Origin of the sequence: Brevibacillus ginsengisoli, assembly GCF_050113715.1 — a bacterium.
Classification (GTDB): Bacteria; Bacillota; Bacilli; order Brevibacillales; family Brevibacillaceae; genus Brevibacillus_H; species Brevibacillus_H ginsengisoli.
This window is the reverse complement of sequence record NZ_JBNJQR010000007.1, coordinates 148482-168468: the sequence shown is the minus strand read 5'-3', so window position 1 is coordinate 168468 and position 19987 is coordinate 148482. Positions and strand designations below refer to the sequence as shown.

The following is a 19987-nucleotide window of genomic DNA, read 5'->3' as shown; positions in this document are numbered from 1 at the left end:
CAGATACGCTGTGGAGATGATGCGAGATTTCAGAAATGTTGTAATTTTGTCATACAAGTATCTTGTTCGTACTATGCTTGCTTCTGCTCAACCGGAATTCTCACCGTAAATGTGCTCCCTTTTTCCAGTTCACTGAATACTTCAATTTTCCCGTGATGCGCATCCACAATCCACTTTGCAATCGACAGACCAAGCCCTGTGCCACCCATCTGCCTGGACCGGTTCTTGTCGACTCGATAGAAACGCTCAAAAATGCGAGCTTGCGCCTCATGCGGGATTCCTACACCTGTATCCTGAACGGTCATTCGGATAAACGGCGTTTCGAGAGCGGCCGATAGGGTGATTTGCCCTCCAGTTGGCGTGTATTTGATGGCGTTGTCGAGAAGGATGTACAAGAGTTGCTTCAATCTTTCCTGATCGCCCTGAATGATCAGCTCGGCGGGAGTTTGAAGCTGCACATACAATCCCTTCGAATTCACAAGGCTTTGAGTAGAGTTGACGATCTGCACAATCGTGGTAACAATGTCGAAGTTCTCGATTTTTAGGTCCGGGTATTCGGTATCAGATCTTGCCAGCATTAAGAGATCGCCGACCATGGTGGTCATTCGTCGTACCTCGTCCTTCATATAGAAGAGCGTATTCCTTGAATAGGCCGAGAGATTCTCCCCGTCTTCCAATTCGAGAACTTCCAATGAAGAATTCAGGATACTAAGCGGTGTCCGAAGCTCATGAGAGGCGTCGGCAACGAATTCTCGCTGTCTTTGAAACGACTTGCGAATCGGAATCATGGCTCTTTTTGACATGTAATAGCTAAGATAAATGGCAATCCCCAAAAAGACGATACCGATGGCAATCAGAACTGTAAGTAAACGGTGAAGAAGTGCATCCAGGAAGGTAATGTCCCTTCCGGTGTAAAAGATAGCCACCAGCTGATTCCCCTGATAAATGGCTTGACCAGTAATCATCAACCGAATTTCTCGTTCTCCACGTTCTCCGGATTGGTAGCGCCGGCCATGTTTAGGCGGAGACGGGAGGGTCATCGTTTCATAGCGTATCTCCTGTCTGGTTGGCGTCCAGCCTTTTAACCGTTGCAGCAAATCTTTCTGAACTCGAGGAATAAACGTATTGCCGATCAATAACTGACCGTCTGAACCTACCACGTAGTAGAACGATTGACTGGAGTTTTCGAGCAATGACCGGATATCGTCTACTTCTTGAGGCGTCAATGTTTGGTCTAGAAGAGAATCCTTGATGGCGGTCACACCTTGGTCGACTTTTAGGTGCAGCTGCTTTTCTTGATCAAATGTAATGACGGTATTGACCAGGAAGTAAACCAACGTGATGAATAGCACGAGAAAAATCATGATAATGCCGCTGTATTGGACGACGAGGCGGTTCTCGGTTTGGACAAACATATCTTTTTTCCAGTTTTTGATTCGTTTGAACCAATCATGTTTCAAATTTGTATCCCACCCCACGGATGCTTTGAATGTAATCATTCTCGCTGTTCCAGTTTAATTTTTTGCGCAGAAGCTTTACCGTTGCGTCGATAGTTTTAATCGACACGTCAGCCTCCAATCCCCATATCCGCTCATAAATCAATTCCCGCGACAACACATGTCCTTTGTTTCGGATCAACAAGTCCAAAAGTTGAAACTCCCGCGGTGTAAGCTGGATCTCCTGTTCACCGTCAAAGACGGTCCGATTGATCAGGTTTACCGTAATATTGCGCAGCTCAAGAACTTGGTCTTGAATCGGGGCAAAATTACGACGACCCAACGCGCGAATTCTCGCGAGAAGTTCATCGACCTCAAAGGGCTTCACCAAGTAGTCATCCGCACCCGCATCCAATCCAATGATCCGATCTTGCAGGGCGTCTTTTGCCGTCAACATGATGATCGCACCTGAATAACCATTGTTTCGTAAACGACTGCAGATCTCAACCCCTTCTTCGCCCGGGAGCATCCAATCCAGGATGAGGACGTCGTAGTGAGTGGAGGTAGCGTAGTCAAATACGTCGGTTCCTTCCGTTAACCATTCGACGTGATAACCTCCTTTTTTCCTTAATAGATGAGAAATCAGTTCACCAAGACGTATATCATCTTCCGCTAATAATAGATTCAATTGCTTCACCTTCCTAAGATTGCACAATTCATGTAATGATGTTGGATCGCTCGTTGGTTAAATCGTACCCCATTTTCGTGAAAAGTAAGAGAAAAACTCGACCTCATTTTCACCAAATTTTCACTCGACCTCTTTACAGTATGGACTGTTTCAAAAACAGAAGAAAGGTTGGAAGCGCGGAAAAGAATTTGAAATTGGAAATTTCTTTTCACCAAAATTTCATCAAGCCTAGTTAAAGTAAGGGTCGTAAGGCAAGTACAACCATACATTCAAGGAGTGAATTGATAATGAAAAAATTAATGTCTAAATTAATGGTAGGTGCAGTTGCATTATCCGTATTGGCTCCATCCGTTTCTTACGCGGCAACAATAAGCCCAACAACCACTCAAGCTCAACAAACTCAACATCATATGAAGCAAATGACTCCACAGGATCGACAAGCTAACCAAGCCAAATTAATGGAAGTAATCAATAAGTATACACCAGAGCTTTCTGGTCAGTTCCAAGCAATCTTCGACAAACAAGAAGCTAACAGAGCCAAAGTCGAAGAAATCCTCGCCCAAGAAAAAGCAGGAACCTTGACGAAAGAACAAGCGAAAGAACAATTGAAAGCGTTGGGACTGAACTTCGGTCAACGTGGTGACCATGATAAAGACGGCAAGAATGTTGAAGGCAAAAAACTCGACGCTGCTACTAAAGCCAAAGTCGAAGCGATCCGCCAACAAGAAAAAGCCGGAACTTTGACCAAAGAACAAGCGCAAGAGCAACTGAAAGCGTTGGGACTGAACTTCGGTCAACATAAAGATCATGATAAAGACGGCAAGAATGTTGAAGGCAAAAAACTCGACGCAGCGACTAAAGCCAAAGTCGAAGCGATCCGCCAACAAGAAAAAGCCGGAACTTTGACCAAAGAACAAGCGAAAGAACAACTGAAAGCGTTGGGACTGAACTTCGGTCAACGTGGTGACCATGATAAAGACGGCAAGAATGTTGAAGGCAAAAAACTGGATGCAGCAACTAAAGCTAAAGTTGAAGCGATCCGCCAACAAGAAAAAGCCGGAACTTTGACCAAAGAACAAGCGAAAGAACAACTGAAAGCGTTGGGACTGAACTTCGGTCAACGTGGTGACCATGATAAAGACGGCAAGAAGGTTGAAGGTAAAAAACTGGACGCAGCGACTAAAGCCAAAGTCGAAGCGATCCGCCAACAAGAAAAAGCCGGAACTTTGACCAAAGAACAAGCGAAAGAACAACTGAAAGCGTTGGGACTGAACTTCGGTCAACATAAAGAAGGCCAAGAACATAAACATAACAGCATCGTTCAACAGATCAATGATGCGGCTGCCAAAAATGACGCGGCAACAGTGAAAGAATTGCTGACAAAATTACTGGCTCAACTTCAAGAGCATCAAAAATAAGCGTTAAATCAAACAAACCACACAGGGAATCCTGTGTGGTTTTTGACTGTATAGATAACCCTGAGTGGAAACAGACTACACGCAGGAGGGGTTAGGATGAAAAAATTGTGTTATCCCATGATACTTATCGTCATTTTTTTGACTGGCTGTAGTAATCAATCAATGCCCAATGTTCCAGCTCCTGATCAGGTGAAATCCTATGGGACTACTGCTGTAAACACACCGCAGTGGAAAAAAACAGCTGATGCTATTGTTGCAGATGGATTGCAATATCTAGGCACGGAGTATGTATACGGAACAGAGAGGTTTAATGACAAAGCTTTCGATTGTTCATCCTACGTTCAATTTCTTTATGGAAAACAGGGCATTAAGTTAGGATATAACGCCAGAGAGCAAGCAGTAGAGGGAAAAGAAATACCATTTTTGAATTTACGCAAGGGAGATATTATGTTCTTCTCCGATGAAGATTTCCCTAACGAGGTAGGCTTGAATAAAGTTCGGCATGTGGGAATTTATATGGGGGATGGAAAAATACTGCATACATATGAACCAGGTATTGGGGTAGTCATCAGTAATATACACAAGGACGAAAAAGAAGGGGAATACTGGTATCAACACTACCTATTTGCACGAAGGGTGATTCCAGGTTAACCCTGTAATTAACTTTCCAGCGTTTTCACCAATTTTTCACCATGCGCCATTAACATTAGTCCTTAGAACTAATTAGATGATTTCATTTGAATCAGCTTATAGGAGGAAATGTGAATGGCAGAGGTTGTGAAAAATAACCCGTTTCTATCGCTTAAGGAGAAAGGCAAAAAGAAGCTCGTCCTCTCACTCCTGGCAGTTGCCATCGTCGGCGGAGCCGGAACCTATGTCTATCAAACATGGGCGGCGCAGCCAAGCGCAACGTCTGCAATCCGTCTGGTATCGGTGAAGCGGGGGGACGTGACGGAATCGATTTCAGCGGCGGGTACGGTTCAAGCCTCCAAACGAATCTCGCTTTCGCCATCGGATAACTCGGCAATCATTACAGCGATTAATGTAAAGGTAGGCGACAAGGTGAAAGCCGGTCAGGTATTGGCAACCTTGGATACTTCGTCTGCTCAAATTCAGCTAAAGTCAGCAGAAGCCAGTCTGTTAGCGGCCAAGGCGAAACTGGCGGAGGCTACGAAAACCAAAACAACAGAGGAGCTCAGCGCTTTACAGGCTAATGTCTCTCAGACGAAGAGTCAACTTGATTCAGCTAAGAACGGGTATGAACTGAAAAAGGCACAAAACGATCTCGCCAAGGCAAAGGCTAACTGGCAAGAAACGCAAAATACGTACAACAGACAAAAGAATCTCTATGATACCGGAGTAATCTCCCGAACTGAATTGGATCAAGCCAAACAGAGTATGGACCAGGCGAAGATCGAGTATGACAATTCGATAATTCAGAATAATCAGTCTAAGGGTCAGTCCAATAGCAGCTTGGAGCAGGCGCAAGCGGCCTATGCCAACGCGGTTTCAGCTCTACAAAACGCAATAAAGGGACCAGATGATATAACTGTCCAAGCGGCGCAGGCGTCAGTAGCGCAAGCGGAAGCACAATTGCAGGAGCAACAGAAAAACCTGAACAGCTTAACTGTTAAAGCACCGATGGACGGAGTAGTTGTCGAGCTTAATGGCAATCTGGGAGAAGCCCCTACCAAACCTTTCATTGTGATGGACAATTCCAATTCAGGCAATCTGGAAGTATTGGCGCAAGTGAGTGAAACCGACATCGGTAAAGTAAAAGAGGGGTTGAGCGCTACTTATACATCAAATTCCTACCCGGACAAGAAATTTACCGGTAAAGTAACGCTCGTCTATCCCGAAGCGACGACGGATTCAGGCGTGACCACGTACAAGGTACTGCTTTCTGTTGATAACAAAGAGAACCTGCTTAAGACGGGTATGAGCGTAAACGCAAATATGGAAGTGGGTACCCATATCAACGTTCTCTATATACCAGCAGCCGCGTTAAAAACCCGAAATGGTAAAGACGGAGTAAATATCGCGACAGGTCAATCGGCGGATAGCGGAGCCAAGGGAAATTCCGCCTTTCATTTTCAACCCGTAACGACTGGATTATTTGGCTCCAACATGGTTGAGATAACCTCCGGATTACAGGAAGGCGATCAAGTTGTGCTTACATTGGCCAACCCTACGTCATCTGGCTCGAATGGCAATCGTCAAAATCAAATGGGCGGATTCCCAGGTATGGGAGGTTTCGGTGGTGCAGGCGGCTACGGCGGTTCGGGCACAGGAAACAGAGGTGGTGGCGGAAGTGGCGGCAATGGCGGCGGTCAGAGAGGGAACCATTAAGATGAAACCAGTGATCCAAATTGAAGAGCTGCGCAAGGTCTATGCCATAGGTGATCAAGAAATTCAAGCGCTCCGCGGGGTGAATCTGGTCATTGATGAAGGTGACTTTGTAGCGATTATGGGGCCATCAGGTTCTGGCAAATCGACCATGATGAATATGATCGGCTGCCTGGATCAACCTTCGTCAGGAGAATTTTATCTCGATGGCTATCCTGTATCGCAAGCGAGTGATGATGAGCTTGCCTTGATTCGCAACCGAAAAATCGGCTTCGTTTTCCAAAACTTTAACCTGCTCCCTAGAACGACTGCGGTAGAGAATGTGGAACTGCCGTTGTTATACGCTGGACTAACGGCTAAGGAACGACGGGAGAGGGCCATTTCTGCACTAGAAAGTGTAGGACTGGGCGATCGCTTGAACAACAAGCCAAATGAATTATCCGGTGGACAGCAGCAGCGTGTATCGATTGCCCGCGCTTTAGTGAATCAACCGGTAATTCTGCTCGCGGATGAGCCGACAGGCGCCTTGGATACCCGAACCAGTATTGAGATCATGCAAATCTTTCAACAACTAAACGAACTGGGCAAGACGATCATTCTGGTTACACATGAACCCGACATTGCCGAATATGCCAAGCGGATCGTGCGGTTTCGGGATGGTCAGGTTGTTTCAAACGATGTGGTGTCCAATAGAAAATGGGCGAAGCCTGAGGAAGTGATTACATGAATTTTTTGGAGAGTATACGGGTCTCTTTTCGTAGTATCAAGACAAACAAATTGCGCTCATTTTTAACGATGCTGGGAATAATCATTGGGGTTTCTGCGGTGATTGCAATGGTAGCCATTGGAGAAGGAGCTTCGACCAACGTTACTTCTCAGATTAATGGACTGGGAAGCAATCTGTTAATCGTTTCTCCAGGGCAGGCCAAACAAGGACAAATCAGTTTGGGAGCAGGTTCTCTCAATACGCTGACGATGGAGGATGCGGATGCGGTCGCCAAGCTGTCCTCTGTGTCAGGTGTCGCACCGAGTGTGAATTCTCGAGCCCAACTGGTGTGGCGAGACAAGAACTATTCCACCTCGCTGGAAGGTACGACAGAAGCATTTCCTGACGTACGCAACGTGGAGGTGGATCAGGGCCGATTTTTTAATCATGTTGAAGTGACACACCAAGCCAATGTGGTTGTCGTAGGGACAGAAGTGGTATCCAACTTGTTTTATGGAGAGAATGTCAATCCCATTGGTCAAACGATCCTTATTAACCGAATTCCGTTTGAAATCATCGGTATTTTGAAAAGTAAAGGAAGCTCGGGCATGACCAATAACGACGATAAGGTAATGATCCCAATTACCTCTGCCATGAACCGATTAACGGGTAAACATAATGTGGGTAGCATCTATATCTCCGCCACTTCTTCTGATGCCATGACACAAGCCCAGTTGGATGTGGAGAGTGCCTTAAGAGGTCAGCACAGCTTGAGACCAAGTCAAGATGATGACTTTCAGATTCGGTCACAAACCGATATTTTGAATACGGCCCAAGGAATTACCAGCGTCATGACAACACTGCTCTCTGGTATTGCGGCGATATCGCTTGTGGTTGGTGGAATCGGAATCATGAATATCATGCTAGTCTCAGTTACAGAGCGCACCCGAGAAATCGGGATCAGAAAAGCGATTGGGGCCACTCGCTGGGACATCCTGCGGCAATTCCTGGTTGAATCCATTACACTCAGTTTAATGGGCGGAATTGTCGGGATTATCATAGGGGTCACGGCGGCTAAACTCATTGGCAAGCTGGCAGGATTAACGACCGCGATTAGTTTGTCTCCAATTGTGTATGCGTTCCTGTCGTCTATGCTTGTAGGAATCGTATTTGGCGTCTATCCAGCGCGAAAAGCCGCCCGCCTCAAGCCAATTGATGCCCTCAGGTATGAGTAGTATATTGGTATCGTTACGCTGCAAAATGTAGTGGGATCGTCGAGAAGGTTCGGCGGTCTTTTTCTTTTACTGCTTGAAACTTAACGATCAAAATTCCCGTATTTATATGTAACAACTTCGACACATGTTATAGTGTAAGCATGTCGCTGGCTGATTTGAAGAAATTGAGAGGGGGAGGCCATGGCTGTGAGTCAGGAAACGAGTAATCACGCAGATTACCAAACGATTATTAATGTGCAGGGGTTGCTGAAGAGGTACGGCTCCTTTACAGCTGTCAAAGGTGTTCAGTTCCAGGTAAGAAAAGGAGAAATTTTTGGCCTGTTGGGTCCCAATGGCGCCGGCAAAACAACCACGCTGGAGATGCTGGTGGGTCTACGCAAGCCAGATGAAGGCACAGCCCAGATTGGTCCGTACGATATTTTGCGGGATTTGGTCAGAGTCAAGGAGATCATTGGAGTCCAGCTTCAATCCACCTCGCTCTTTGAGTTGTTAACAGTAGAAGAAATCCTACAGATGTATGCCAGCTTCTATCCCTCACATATTCCCATCCATACACTCATCGACGATATGTTGCTTACGGAGAAACGAAAAAGCCGAATCAAAGGATTATCAGGCGGTCAAAAACAGCGTTTGGCAATCGCTCTCGCGCTGGTTCATGATCCGCAAGTGGTCTTTTTGGATGAACCAACAACGGGACTAGACCCACAAGCAAGACGAACCTTATGGGATATTGTGATTCAATTGAAGGCGAAGGGCAAAACCATTGTCCTTACGACGCATTATATGGACGAAGCGCATGTATTGTGTGATCGTATCGCCATCATGGATCAAGGCGAGCTGATTGCTTTGGATACCCCAACTCAACTGGTGAAAAGTCTTCATTCGGATAGCGCCGTGGAATTCAGAATCCTTGAACAAGCGGATGGACTCAATTTAACCGGGATTGCCGGAGTGAAACAAGTGGGATCACGTCAGGACGTTCATGTGTTGTATACCGACAACCTGCAATCCACCTTAATGAGTCTGATTTCATTCGCGGATGAGCACAACTTGCAACTTGTTGATTTGCAGACAAGGACAGCGACGCTCGAAGATGTGTTTTTGCACATGACGGGAAGGAGTTTGAGAGAAGCATGAAGGCTTACTGGCAGTTAACGCTTGCACAGCTGCGTATTTTCCTTCGCAATCGACAGGTGCTGTTCTGGTCCTTGCTTTTTCCGATCTTCCTGATGCTCATGTTCGGAGCATTCATGGGGAAGGGAAACGGGATGTCGCTAACGGCGGGAGTGATCGATCAGGATCATTCCGCTTTTTCCGCAGAGTTCGTGAAATCGCTTGAGAAAAACCAGGCACTCGAATTGCAAACACCAACGGATCAGGAAAACGCGCTGGGCAGTTTGAAAAAAGGAGATCTTCAGCTGGTTGTCATCATCCCAGAAGGTTATGAGGCTAGTCTGAAAAAAGCAAGTCCGCAAACCAATCCGGCAACCATTCAGGTTTATTATGATGAGACGAATTTTGCGGTCTCTCAGGTGGGGTTAGCCCTTGTCAATGGGGTAATCGATCAGATCAGCAAAGAACGAGTGAACTACCAGCCAGTGGTGGTGATGAAGTCTGAAGGAATCGAAGCCCTTCATTTGCGCTATATTGATTTCTTGGTCCCAGGAATTGTGGCTATGATGATTATGAGCAACAACATGAACGGTGTAGCGGGACAGATCGCTTCATGGAGAGAGCGGGGAATTCTGCGCAGAATGCAAGGAACGACACTCAAAGCCTCTACGTTCATCGCCGCCCAAATTACAGCCCGATTGCTGCTGAATGGCTTGCAGGCGATGATCGTCCTGATCGTAGCCAATCTTGTCTTCGGAATAGAGGTTCGAGGTTCCTGGTTCACTTTGACCACTTTTATCGTTTTGGGAACACTCGCTTTTATGGCGATAGGGTTTATCATCGCAGGCATTGCCAAGACCCCGGAGAGTGCAGGCCCCATCGCAGGTGTGGTTTCTTTCCCAATGATGTTCTTAGGCGGTGTATTCTTCCCGATCAAAGACATGCCGGAGTTTATTCAGCCCTTCGTCAAGCTGCTTCCTATCTCTCATCTAAGTACGGCCTTGCGGGAAACGATGAATGTGGGAGCTTCCATGATGAGCTTGGGGACGGAAGCCCTAATCCTGAGTGGATGGTTGATCGTAGCGTTTATCGTGGCGAGCTATACATTTAAGTGGGAATAAAATATTTTCAACAGGGAGGCACTTCATGAATACGCAAAATTACCAGAATCACCGCAGGCTTCATCCCATTTTTCATTACGTTTCCTTGCCATTATTGCTGGTTACATTGGTAGGAAGCTTGATCCTTTTGATCAAAGAAGGGTTCAGTTTGGCTTCTTTTCTCATTCTAGTCATCGCCTTTCTTCTGTTTATCGCATTCTTCTTGCTCCGAACCTATTCGTTAAAAGCGCAAGACCGAGCGATTCGCGCAGAGGAGAATTTACGCCATTATGTGCTGAATGGCCAATTGCTCGATTCTCGCCTTACGCTTGCTCAAATCGTCGCTTTACGATTTGCAAGTGACGCCGAGCTCGTCGAACTGAGCCAACAGGCTGTCGCCAAAAAGCTAAGCTCCGATGACATTAAGAAAGCCATCAAGAACTGGAAAGCGGATCATAACAGAATCTAGTGGGAAATGAGAAAAGACTTCGTCCCTTTTCCCCTCTCACCGGGGGACTGAAACGTCGCTCTGTGGAAGCTCGCAATGATGTTGAAAAGTCCGCTCTCTCAATCCAAAAGGGAGTCGCCAAACGCTTCGCGCCCCTCCGGGGTTGGGTGGCGACTCTTTTCCCTTTCTCCTTTCCTCCCCCTCACATCGGGGGGCTGAAACGTCGCTAGGCTTCACTTCCAAGGAGGGGGCAAGCGGACGAAGTCTTTTCTTGAGCGGGCTTACGCAATTGGAAGGAAAGTTTAATCACTTTACCTCTTAAAGCAATTAAACTTTCCTATAGAATGAAAAAGAACTCAGCCAGCATCTCCAAAGAGAGTGCGGCTGAGTTCTTTTTCATTCATGAGGTTAATCAACTGGAGTGGATTACTTGCTCATGTTAATCGTATACTTGCTAAATCCGTCGGAAGAAGGTCCAACCAGTGAAATCTTGGAGTCTTTGCCCAAGAACTTAGCACCATTCGGTGAAGAGTCAAACGTCACATTCACATTGCCTGAGATAGGAGCAAATGTCCAGTTGTTGTCGGCGGAAGGGTTGATTTTTTTCTTCTCGGTGATGTATTCGATAATCGCTTGGCGATTTTCCAATGGGGCGTCCAAGATGATATTGTTTTTGTCCGGATTGGCAAAAGCGCCGCCCGCGCGATAGTTGTTCGTCGCCACTACGAATTTTTGCTTCGGATCAACAAGCTTTCCTTCGAAGCTCAAGTTCTTGATACGGTTGGAATTCTCATTGATCACTTTTCCGCCCGCGTCGTACTTAGCCGGTTGTGTGACGTCAATCTGATAGGTGACACCGTCAATAATATCGAAGTTGTAGGTTGGGAATTTAGTGTCAACAAGCGGTTGCTCTGCGGTGCTGCTAGGATTGATCTGGTTAAACTGCCCGGCGGACCATTCCAACCATTCCTTCAATTCCGCGCCGTTAATCAAAGTAGCTTTTACCGTGTTGGGATAGAGATAAAGATCGGCCACGTTTTTAATCGCGATGGTTCCGGCAGGGATATCTGTGTAATAGGTAGCTCCCTGACGACCGCCTGCTTTAAACGGAGCGGCAGCGGACAAAACCGGATACTTCTCGTAATCGGTGCCTTGCAACTGCTGTTTCACGTACCAGGTTTGAGCATCACTCACGATTTGCACGGATGGGTCATCTTGAGCCAGGGCGAAGTAGCTGTTGATTGGCGCAGTTGTTTCGCCCACAGGTCCGCGAACGTATTTCAGGGTGCCTTTATGAGCGGAGCTTACAGCCGAGAGCATTTGCTTATCCGGTTGAACGACTGGAACGAATTGGCCGTTTTCTTTGATCGCAACGCCCTTATCATCCTTTTTATACACACTTAGGTTAGTCGATTGCGAGTCACGAACCACCCACTTCGATCCTTTCTTTTGGAGCGTTAAATCAATTACGCCCAGGTTGTTGCCCCAGAAGCCTGGTTCTACCGCCGGAATACCGTTGATCGTTCCCTTCTTGTTATCAATATTGTCTCCCACAAATCCATCTTTATCTGGTTGCGCGGAAGGGAAGAGCTTATGCGCGTGACCGAAAAGAACAGCATCAATTCCAGGAACCTTGGTCAATTGGTAGACCGCGTTTTCTTGACCTTCCGAACGGACCATATCGATTCCGGAATGCGGAACAGCGATGATAATATCCGCGCCTTCTTTTTTCATTTTAGGGATGAACTTTTCAGCTGTCTCCACCATATCCTTGGTAATGATTTTGCCCTGCAAATTATCTTTGTCCCACTGCATGATTTGCGGAGGCACGAAACCGATTACGCCAATTTTGATTTTGGTTTTCTTGCCTTTCTCATCTTCTACTTCTTTTGTCAGGATGGTGTACGGCTTCCAACGGTTGGCGTCATTTTTGTCATTGTGATCATGGTCGTCGATATAGACGTTAGCGTTCACATAAGGAAACTTGGCTCCCTTTAATGAGCGATCCAGGAAATTCAGGCCGTAGTTGAATTCATGGTTCCCGATATTCCCGACATCGTATCCCATCAAATTCATCGCTTTATAGACAGGATGCGTTTCGCCATCTTTTAACGGTTTAATCTTCGCCACATAATCTCCGAGAGAGTTTCCTTGGATCAAGTCGCCATTATCAATCAGTAAACTATTCTTTGCCTCCGCTCGGGCTTGTTTAATTAAGGAAGCCGTTAAAGCTAATCCGTATTCGAAGGTCTCGGTGTCTTTGTAATAATCATAGTTTACGAGGTTGGTATGAATATCCGTTGTCTCCATGATCCTTAATTGCACAGTAGATTTACTGGTAGAAGCAGGCGCTACCTCATTGCTATCTTCTTGGGCAGCAGGTGGGTTCTCCACTGATTCAGCATGCACCTTTACTAAAGGAGACGATAGAACTCCTAAAGCCAAAGATGATGCTAATAATGTTCCGGTGATCGCTTTTAGATTTTTTTTCACTCGACAATGCACCCCACAAAAATATTTTTATTCCATAAACAAAGAGTATTAGAAAAATGTGTAAGGAGTGTTAAGGGAAAAAGATAATTTTATTAATATTGTAAAAATAATGCAAAATAGAAAAATGAGGGTAAAAACTACCTTTTTCATGCCGTGGATGAATTTTTTGACATGGGAGATATGCAAAGAAGGTTGCCGAAGAGCTCGGCAACCTTTTCTTAATAGGAATTGTAACTACCTATGTATAGTATTTTTCCAGAGTCTTTGCCGCTCCGCACCATTTGGCTAGCTTGGCCATTGTCCCGAAAATAGCTCGTTGCACAAATCGAGGGATGTAAGGCAAATAAAATTCGCCAAACTCAAACAACGTCCCTAGCAAGAGGATGTTTTTCGGCACACTTTGGTTCAGGATGGGGACATAAAAGCTGCGGTGATCGGTATCCAGACCGTAGCTTGCGCGGACAAACTTCTCAAAAGTTCCCGCTGGACGAATCTCCACGTTAAAAGAGACAAACTGGTCGGTTTTATTCGTGAATCGATGAATCTTGTTCAAAGGGATCATTTGTTTCTCCCCCTTGGCAAGAATCATCCGCCTTCCGCTTAAAGTCAGCTCCAAATCTCCACCTACACCTTCAAAGGTCTCAACGAATTCGGTATGATAGTGGGAGAAGATCCCATTGTTGGGAGGCAAATCTGTCCGGAAAAGTAGGTACTCACCCTGAGTTTCTTCAGTTGTTTTCAAAAACGTAATGGTTTCTCCTGTTCTTGGATCACTGACAGAACGAGGTAAATTGGACACAGGCATCCCCCTTTAGCAGATCGTAACGAAACATGTTTTATCTATTGAAAATAGCGGTAATATAGTATAAATATAGAATATTCGACAAGATCGGACAATGGTACATTACTCGACAATGCCCTACTAACCTGGAGTTGATAAAAATATGATTAAAACGATTGGGATTCCCGGATATAAGATCAGTGAGTTGGTCTCCAATACTTCACAGAAAATGGTTTATCGAGGTATTCGAATTGTAAATAATCAGTCGGTTATGCTTAAGATCCCAAAGGTTAGGCAAACCTCAATTGAAGCTTACTCGAAACTGACGCATGAACATCACATTCTGCAATCCATTCAATCGGATGCGGTAGCCAAGTCGGTCGAGCTTATTAAAAACGGAAGAGAAGCCGTTTTGGTCATTGAGGATTACGGTGGACTGCCGCTCGATATCTTCTTAAAAATGAAGTCGCTCAAAATCAAAGAGATTCTCTCCATTTGCATACGAATCGCCGAGTGCATAGGCGAGGTTCATCAAGAAGAGATCATCCATAAGGACATCAAGCCGTCAAATATACTCATTCATCCCGATACGCTAGAGGTCAAGCTGATTGATTTCGGAAGTGCGACCAGGCTTACGCAAGAATACCAAACAGCCCCTCACTTGGGAGAGCTTGAGGGAAGCTCTCGTTACATGTCTCCTGAACAAACAGGCAGAATGAATCGACCTTTGGATTATCGTACGGATTATTACTCGTTTGGGATTACGGCTTATGAGATGTTGACTGGCAAACCTCCGTTTCTTTCCAATGATTTGCTAGAGTTGGTTCATGCCCATATTGCGCTTAAACCTGTCGCTCCTCATGAGATTAATAAAACGATCCCGACACCTGTATCCGAGATCGTTCTGAAATGCTTATCGAAAAATGCCGAGGATCGCTATCTTAGCGTACGAGGATTAATCGCCGATCTTAGGAATTGCCTTCAACAGTTAGAAGAGACGGGAACGATTGAACCTTTCCCGTTGGCTCTTCACGATTGCTCGGATCGTTTGCAAATTCCAGAAAAGCTGTACGGACGTGAGAATGAGATGCAAACACTGCTCGATGCCTTTGAGCAGGTATGTAACGGAGCGAGCCGCTTTCTGATCGTCAACGGGAAAGCGGGAATGGGCAAGTCGGCATTGATCAACGAGGTGCAAAAGACCCAACTGCGCAGTAAAGCCCGTTTAATCTACGGGAAGTTTGATCAGTTCAAACAGAATATCCCATTTACCGCAATTATTCAGGCGTTTCAAGAGCTGGTCAGGCAGCTGCTCATGGAAAGCCAGGAGGAGCTTCAGGCTTGGCGGGAAACGATCCTGGAAGCTGTCCAAGGCATGGGACAAATCATTGTCGACGTCATTCCTCAACTGTCCATGATCATCGGCGAACAGCCGCCTGTTCCAGAGCTGCCGCCGACTGAGACGAAAAATCGCTTTCAATTAGTCATGCAACGTTTTGTACGGATTTTGGCCAGACCCGAGCATCCCTTGGTTTTATTCCTTGATGATATCCAGTGGGCGGATACGGCCTCCCTTTACTTGATCCAACAAATGATCACCGATTTGCAGGTCAGTCATTTCTTAATGATTGGGGCCAATCGGGTTCAAGAAGAAAATGCGGGTCATCCGCTTGTCGCGATCCTGACGGAAAGCGGCATTCACAGTAAAATCTTGCAACAAATCTCGCTCGAACCCCTTGGCATTCAGGAGTTAAATCTGTTGCTCTGTGATACCCTGTATGCTGATGTGCAAGAGACGCTGCCGCTCTCCCGCATTTTGTTGCAGAAAACCGAGGGGAATCCGTTCTTTATCAAGCAGTACCTGAAGTCACTCCATGAACGAGACCTGCTATCGTATGACTTTGACGAAAAGAAATGGATATGGAAGATAGAAGAGATTGAGAAGCTTAGTGCAGCTGACAATGTAGCTGATCTACTAGTAGAGAAGGTGCTTAATTTTCCTTCCGATACCCGAAGGCTGCTTGCCTGCGCGGCGTGTCTGGGAAACACGTTTTTCTTGCATATGATCGCTAAGGCCAGTCAACTTACAGAATCAGAGACTGTTCAGCTACTCTTTCCGGCGTTGCAGGAAGGGCTTTTGTATCCTTTGGAAGGGGAGAAGTATCTCGCTTATTTAAGGGATGAAGAAGAGGTATTCGGGCAAGTAACGGTTCGAATGAAATTTGTTCACGACCGGATCCAACAAGCGGCCTACTCTTTGCTGTCCGATGACGAGCTAAAACAGGTACATCTTACACTGGGCAAAATCATGCAACAGCAGTTTGATTCAACAGCGTACGATGAACATCTTTTTGAGATGTGCGATCACTTGTATTTTGCCGAAGAGCTGATCGAAGACGAATCCGAGAGAAACCAAGTGGCTGAGCTGCATCACTTGGCTGGTCAAAGAGCCGAGCTCTCCACAGCGTACGAGGCAGCCCTAAAATACCTTCGGCGAGGCACAGAACTGCTTCCCGAAGACGTCTGGAACCGTCACTATGAACTGGCGATAAAGCTGTATACATTGCGGGCGGAAGCGGAGTACCTGTGCAATCATTTCGGGGAAGCTGAACGGCTGTTTGACCTCGTTTTGCAACACGCCAAGACGAATATCGAGCGTGTGAGGATTCATGAAATCCAGATCCATATGAATACCAGCTTGGCCAAATTTCAACTGGTGACGGAAATTGCCAATCAGGCGTTGCAACTATTGGGTGTCTCGATTCCGCTCAAACCGGGCAAGCTGGACATCATTCGCGAGATTTGGCAGGTGAAACGTCGACTGAACAAGAGAAGTCCTGAGCTCTTACTCCTCATGCCGGACATGTCCGAAGAAAACTATCAGATAGCCATGAACATTATCAGCTATGCGGGACCGTCATCGTACTTTGAAAACCCCAACTGGTTCGCTCTGACGATTCTGCGTGTGCTCACCCTGTCCCTCAAGCACGGCAATCATGTAGGTTCGGCAAATGGATACACGGGGTACGGAATCGTGCTCAGCACTAAATTTGACAAGTATCAGACAGGGTATGAGTTTGGAGAGCTGGCGTGCCTAGTCGCGGATAAGTTTGAGGACCCGATGGCTTTGACCAAGGCGTTTGGGGCGTTCGCCATTCTCTTGAATCATTGGCGCAATCATGCCAAGACGAATATCCCGCTGTTGAAAAAAGCCATTCAGCACGGGTTCGAGAGCGGAAGCAACATTTACACGGCCTACAATTCGCTTGGCGTTCTGGATGCCATGCTGTTTTGCGGATTTTCGCTAGAAGAGATGAACAAGCAGATTCTGCTTTATTCGGATCTCATTTCACAAATCAAGGTGGTTGATCACGATGATCGGCTCTTGCTGCTTCAACAAGCGATGCATTGTTTAGTTAAATGGAAAGAAGACAAGTCTGCTTTCTCCAAGGATGCGTTTGATGAAAAGGCCTATATCAAGGAATTAGAGGAAGAAGGCAAACCGTACAAGCGGTACATGTATAACTTCTATAAATTTCAGATTCTTTACTTTTTTGAACAGTATGGTGAAGCGGCCAAGCTGGCGATTGAGGCGAATCAGTGGTTGGAGACGATCAGTGGACAGCTGCTAGTTGCCCAACATGTCTTTATGCAGACGCTTGCGATGACGGCACATTATTCGTTTGCCGGTCATGAAGAGAAGCGAATGTACGCCAAACGAATCAAATTGAATATGAAAAAAATGAAGCTTTGGACAGACAACTGCCCAGAGAATTTCCAGCATAAGTACCTGTTAATGTGCGCAGAGTGGGAAAATCTCTCGGGGAATGATCATAAGGCGGCAGATCTGTACGAGCAGTCGATCCGGTCAGCGAGACAGGACGGATTTACTCAGAATGAAGCCATCGCCTGTGAGCGCGCCGCCAAGTTTTATCTGTCCAAAGGAATGGAGACCATCGCCAAATTGTACATGACTGACGCTTATGAAGCGTATGTTCAATGGGGAGCGATTGCCAAAGCAAAGGATATCAGTTACCGATACGCTCGATTGATGTACAAAACTGAATCCAAGCCATTAGATGAGGTGAACACTCAGGCGCTGGAACAATCGTCCAGCATTCTGGATTTGATGACGGTGATTAAAGCCTCTCAAGCGATGGCAAGCGAGATTAAGCTGGAAAAGCTGCTTGCAACAATGCTTCGAACAGTGATCAGCAATGCTGGCGCCGAGAAGGGAATTCTTATTTTGAAAAGGCAAGGCGAATGGGTGATCGAAGCGGCAGGTAGCGTGAACAAAGATGTGGAAATAATGCAGTCCATTCCGTATGAACAGAGTGGAATCGTCTCTGTAGCGATCGTCAATTATGCGACCCGAACGGAGAAGATGCTCGTATTTCATGACGCTTCCAAAGATGAGAGATGTGCTGGCGATCCATACATCATGAGCCGCCAGCCCAAGTCGGTTCTCTGCTCCCCGTTGTGGCAGCAAGGGAGAATGATCGGGATTATCTACCTGGAAAACAACCTGGCGACACACGTCTTTAATGAAGCGAGAACTGAGCTGTTGCGGTTAATTTTTTCGCAAATTGCGATCTTTATTGAGAATGCCCGGCTGTATCATCAATTGGAAAAATGGAATCTCTCGCTTGAGAATCTCGTTGGCGAAAGAACCGAAAAAATCGAAAAGCTGCTGCGAGAAAACAAAGTCCTGCTGGATAATGCGGGGCAGGGATTTTTGCAGTTCTCGAGCAACCTGTTGGTTCAATCCGAGTACAGCAGGGAATGCCTGCGTATTTTTGGCAAAGAGATTGCTGAATTTGCGATCGCTGAATTGCTCTATCCTGATAAAAAAGAGGAACAGTTGTTTATTGAGTCACTCTTGCAGAAGTATTTTGAAACCGAAAATGAAACACAAAAGGAACTTTATCTGACGCTGTTGCCGAGTGAAATCATCATCAACCAGCTTCCTGTCAAGCTTGAATGCAAACCAATTGATCAGGCAAATGAAGGACTGCCGGAAGGATTAATGATGATCCTGACTGACCTGAGCGAGAAACGGGCGCTGGAAGGGAAGATGGAGCAAGAATGGCAGATCTTGAAGATGGTTGTGACGGTCGTGACCAACCTGGAACTATTTCTTCAAACATTGCACCGCTTCCAGGCGTTTTTCGACAAGGACTGGGAGGCCATTCTTTCAGCAGGTGACGACGATCATGCGCGCGTCTTCAGCTTGATTGGGCAAATCCACCAGTTCAAGGGGGACTTCAGTCAGCTGCGTCTCATCCAGACTCCGCTTAAGCTGCATGAGCTGGAGACGGAATTAATTGAGCTGACGAAGCAGGAGGGGCGTCAATCCAGCTCATGGCATCAGAGCCAACTAGGGGCTGTTCGCGCTGCTTCAGCGGTACAATCAGCTGTCCAACAAGACATGAGGATCTTAAGACAGAATCTGGGCGAAGACTTTTTTGAAAAGAAGGAGCAAGTGATCTCTTTTTCCAGAGATCGCTGGGATGGTTTGCAAACCGAAATCATTGGTTATTTGCGGGAGCAAAATCATCAGGAGCTGCTTCATCAATTCAACCAGCTGCATAACCGGCCGTTGAAGGAGCTGCTGAACCGATACAGCGATTATGTGGCGAGTTTGGCAACACGGCTGGACAAGAAACTTCATCCACTGAAGCTGGAAGGCGACGAGATTTGGGTGTCGCCGGAACGCTTTAACCATTTTGTGGGTGCTCTTATTCATATTTTTCGGAATGCGATTGATCATGGAATTGAACAGGAAGAGGAGCGACTGGAAGGAAATAAAGAGAGAAAAGGGACCGTTCACTGTGAGTACAAGCTGGATGGCGATGTTATTACGCTCTCGATTACCGATGACGGAAGAGGGATTGATCTGGAATGGCTCAAAGCCAAATGCTTGGAGCAAGGAATGGTTGATCGACAAGGGGTAAAAGAGTGGAGCGAAGAGAAATGGCTGGAGCAGCTTTTTGTTGAAGGATTCTCCAGAATCGAGGAGCCTGACGAAGTGTCTGGAAGAGGTGTGGGTCTCTCGGTTGTAAAGCATGAGTTGAAAAAGCTGGGAGGCTCGGTCGAGGTAAGGACAAGCCAAGGAGAGGGAACAAGCTTCATCTTCTCCTTGCCAATGGATTAAGAGCTGGTGATGTAAACAAGCGAAAAGGCTATTTGCTTCGAGACGAACCGAAGCAAATAGCCTTATTTT

At 46.3% G+C, this 19987-nt stretch carries 13 protein-coding genes; 9 read left to right on the top strand and 4 right to left on the bottom strand.

Annotated elements, in window-relative coordinates:
- Window positions 1–71: 71 nt before the first annotated feature.
- Together ACQCN2_RS15570 and ACQCN2_RS15565 are read right to left on the bottom strand one after the other, a co-directional pair.
- The gene (locus ACQCN2_RS15570) at window positions 72–1460 is read right to left on the bottom strand and encodes a sensor histidine kinase (RefSeq protein ID WP_426929857.1); all 1389 of its coding nucleotides are present in this window, start codon (window positions 1458–1460) and stop codon (window positions 72–74) included.
- Window positions 1450–2124 (bottom strand): response regulator transcription factor, encoded by a 675-nt coding sequence (locus ACQCN2_RS15565; protein ID WP_426929856.1) that lies wholly within the window; start codon window positions 2122–2124, stop codon window positions 1450–1452. The genes ACQCN2_RS15570 and ACQCN2_RS15565 overlap by 11 nt, the downstream gene beginning before the upstream one ends.
- Window positions 2125–2411: 287 nt before the next feature.
- Here ACQCN2_RS15565 and ACQCN2_RS15560 point away from each other — a divergent pair, with 287 nt between their 5' ends.
- From ACQCN2_RS15560 to ACQCN2_RS15525, 8 genes are all read left to right on the top strand, one after another.
- Window positions 2412–3542, top strand: coding sequence for a hypothetical protein (locus ACQCN2_RS15560; RefSeq protein ID WP_426929855.1), 1131 nt, complete (start codon window positions 2412–2414; stop codon window positions 3540–3542).
- Between the two features lie 96 nt (window positions 3543–3638).
- Window positions 3639–4193 carry a C40 family peptidase gene (locus ACQCN2_RS15555; protein ID WP_426929854.1) on the top strand — a complete coding sequence of 185 codons (555 nt, stop codon included), beginning with the start codon at window positions 3639–3641 and terminating at the stop codon, window positions 4191–4193.
- Window positions 4194–4307: 114 nt separating this feature from the next.
- Window positions 4308–5891 carry an efflux RND transporter periplasmic adaptor subunit gene (locus tag ACQCN2_RS15550; protein WP_426929853.1) on the top strand — a complete coding sequence of 528 codons (1584 nt, stop codon included), beginning with the start codon at window positions 4308–4310 and terminating at the stop codon, window positions 5889–5891.
- A 1-nt stretch (window position 5892) separates the two neighbouring features.
- A complete protein-coding gene (locus ACQCN2_RS15545) occupies window positions 5893–6615 on the top strand; it encodes an ABC transporter ATP-binding protein (RefSeq protein ID WP_426929970.1) in 723 nt (240 codons plus the stop codon).
- Entirely contained in the window at window positions 6612–7829 is a 1218-nt protein-coding gene (locus ACQCN2_RS15540) for an ABC transporter permease (RefSeq protein WP_426929852.1), read from the top strand. The genes ACQCN2_RS15545 and ACQCN2_RS15540 overlap by 4 nt, the downstream gene beginning before the upstream one ends.
- A gap of 180 nt (window positions 7830–8009) precedes the next feature.
- On the top strand, window positions 8010–8966 hold the full coding sequence (locus ACQCN2_RS15535) for an ABC transporter ATP-binding protein (RefSeq protein ID WP_426929851.1): 957 nt from the start codon (window positions 8010–8012) through the stop codon (window positions 8964–8966).
- Window positions 8963–10063: an ABC transporter permease gene (locus ACQCN2_RS15530; protein ID WP_426929850.1), complete on the top strand. Its 1101-nt coding sequence runs from the start codon at window positions 8963–8965 to the stop codon at window positions 10061–10063. The genes ACQCN2_RS15535 and ACQCN2_RS15530 overlap by 4 nt, the downstream gene beginning before the upstream one ends.
- A gap of 25 nt (window positions 10064–10088) precedes the next feature.
- Window positions 10089–10511, top strand: a complete 423-nt coding sequence (locus ACQCN2_RS15525) for a DUF6526 family protein (protein ID WP_426929849.1) — start codon at window positions 10089–10091, stop codon at window positions 10509–10511.
- A gap of 405 nt (window positions 10512–10916) precedes the next feature.
- Here ACQCN2_RS15525 and ACQCN2_RS15520 read toward each other — a convergent pair whose 3' ends face one another.
- Window positions 10917–12983 (bottom strand): bifunctional 2',3'-cyclic-nucleotide 2'-phosphodiesterase/3'-nucleotidase, encoded by a 2067-nt coding sequence (locus tag ACQCN2_RS15520; RefSeq protein WP_426929848.1) that lies wholly within the window; start codon window positions 12981–12983, stop codon window positions 10917–10919.
- Between the two features lie 238 nt (window positions 12984–13221).
- Window positions 13222–13782, bottom strand: a complete 561-nt coding sequence (locus ACQCN2_RS15515; RefSeq protein ID WP_426929847.1) for a cupin domain-containing protein — start codon at window positions 13780–13782, stop codon at window positions 13222–13224.
- Window positions 13783–13927: 145 nt separating this feature from the next.
- Here ACQCN2_RS15515 and ACQCN2_RS15510 point away from each other — a divergent pair, with 145 nt between their 5' ends.
- Window positions 13928–19918 (top strand): AAA family ATPase, encoded by a 5991-nt coding sequence (locus tag ACQCN2_RS15510; RefSeq protein ID WP_426929846.1) that lies wholly within the window; start codon window positions 13928–13930, stop codon window positions 19916–19918.
- Window positions 19919–19987: the final 69 nt, after the last annotated feature.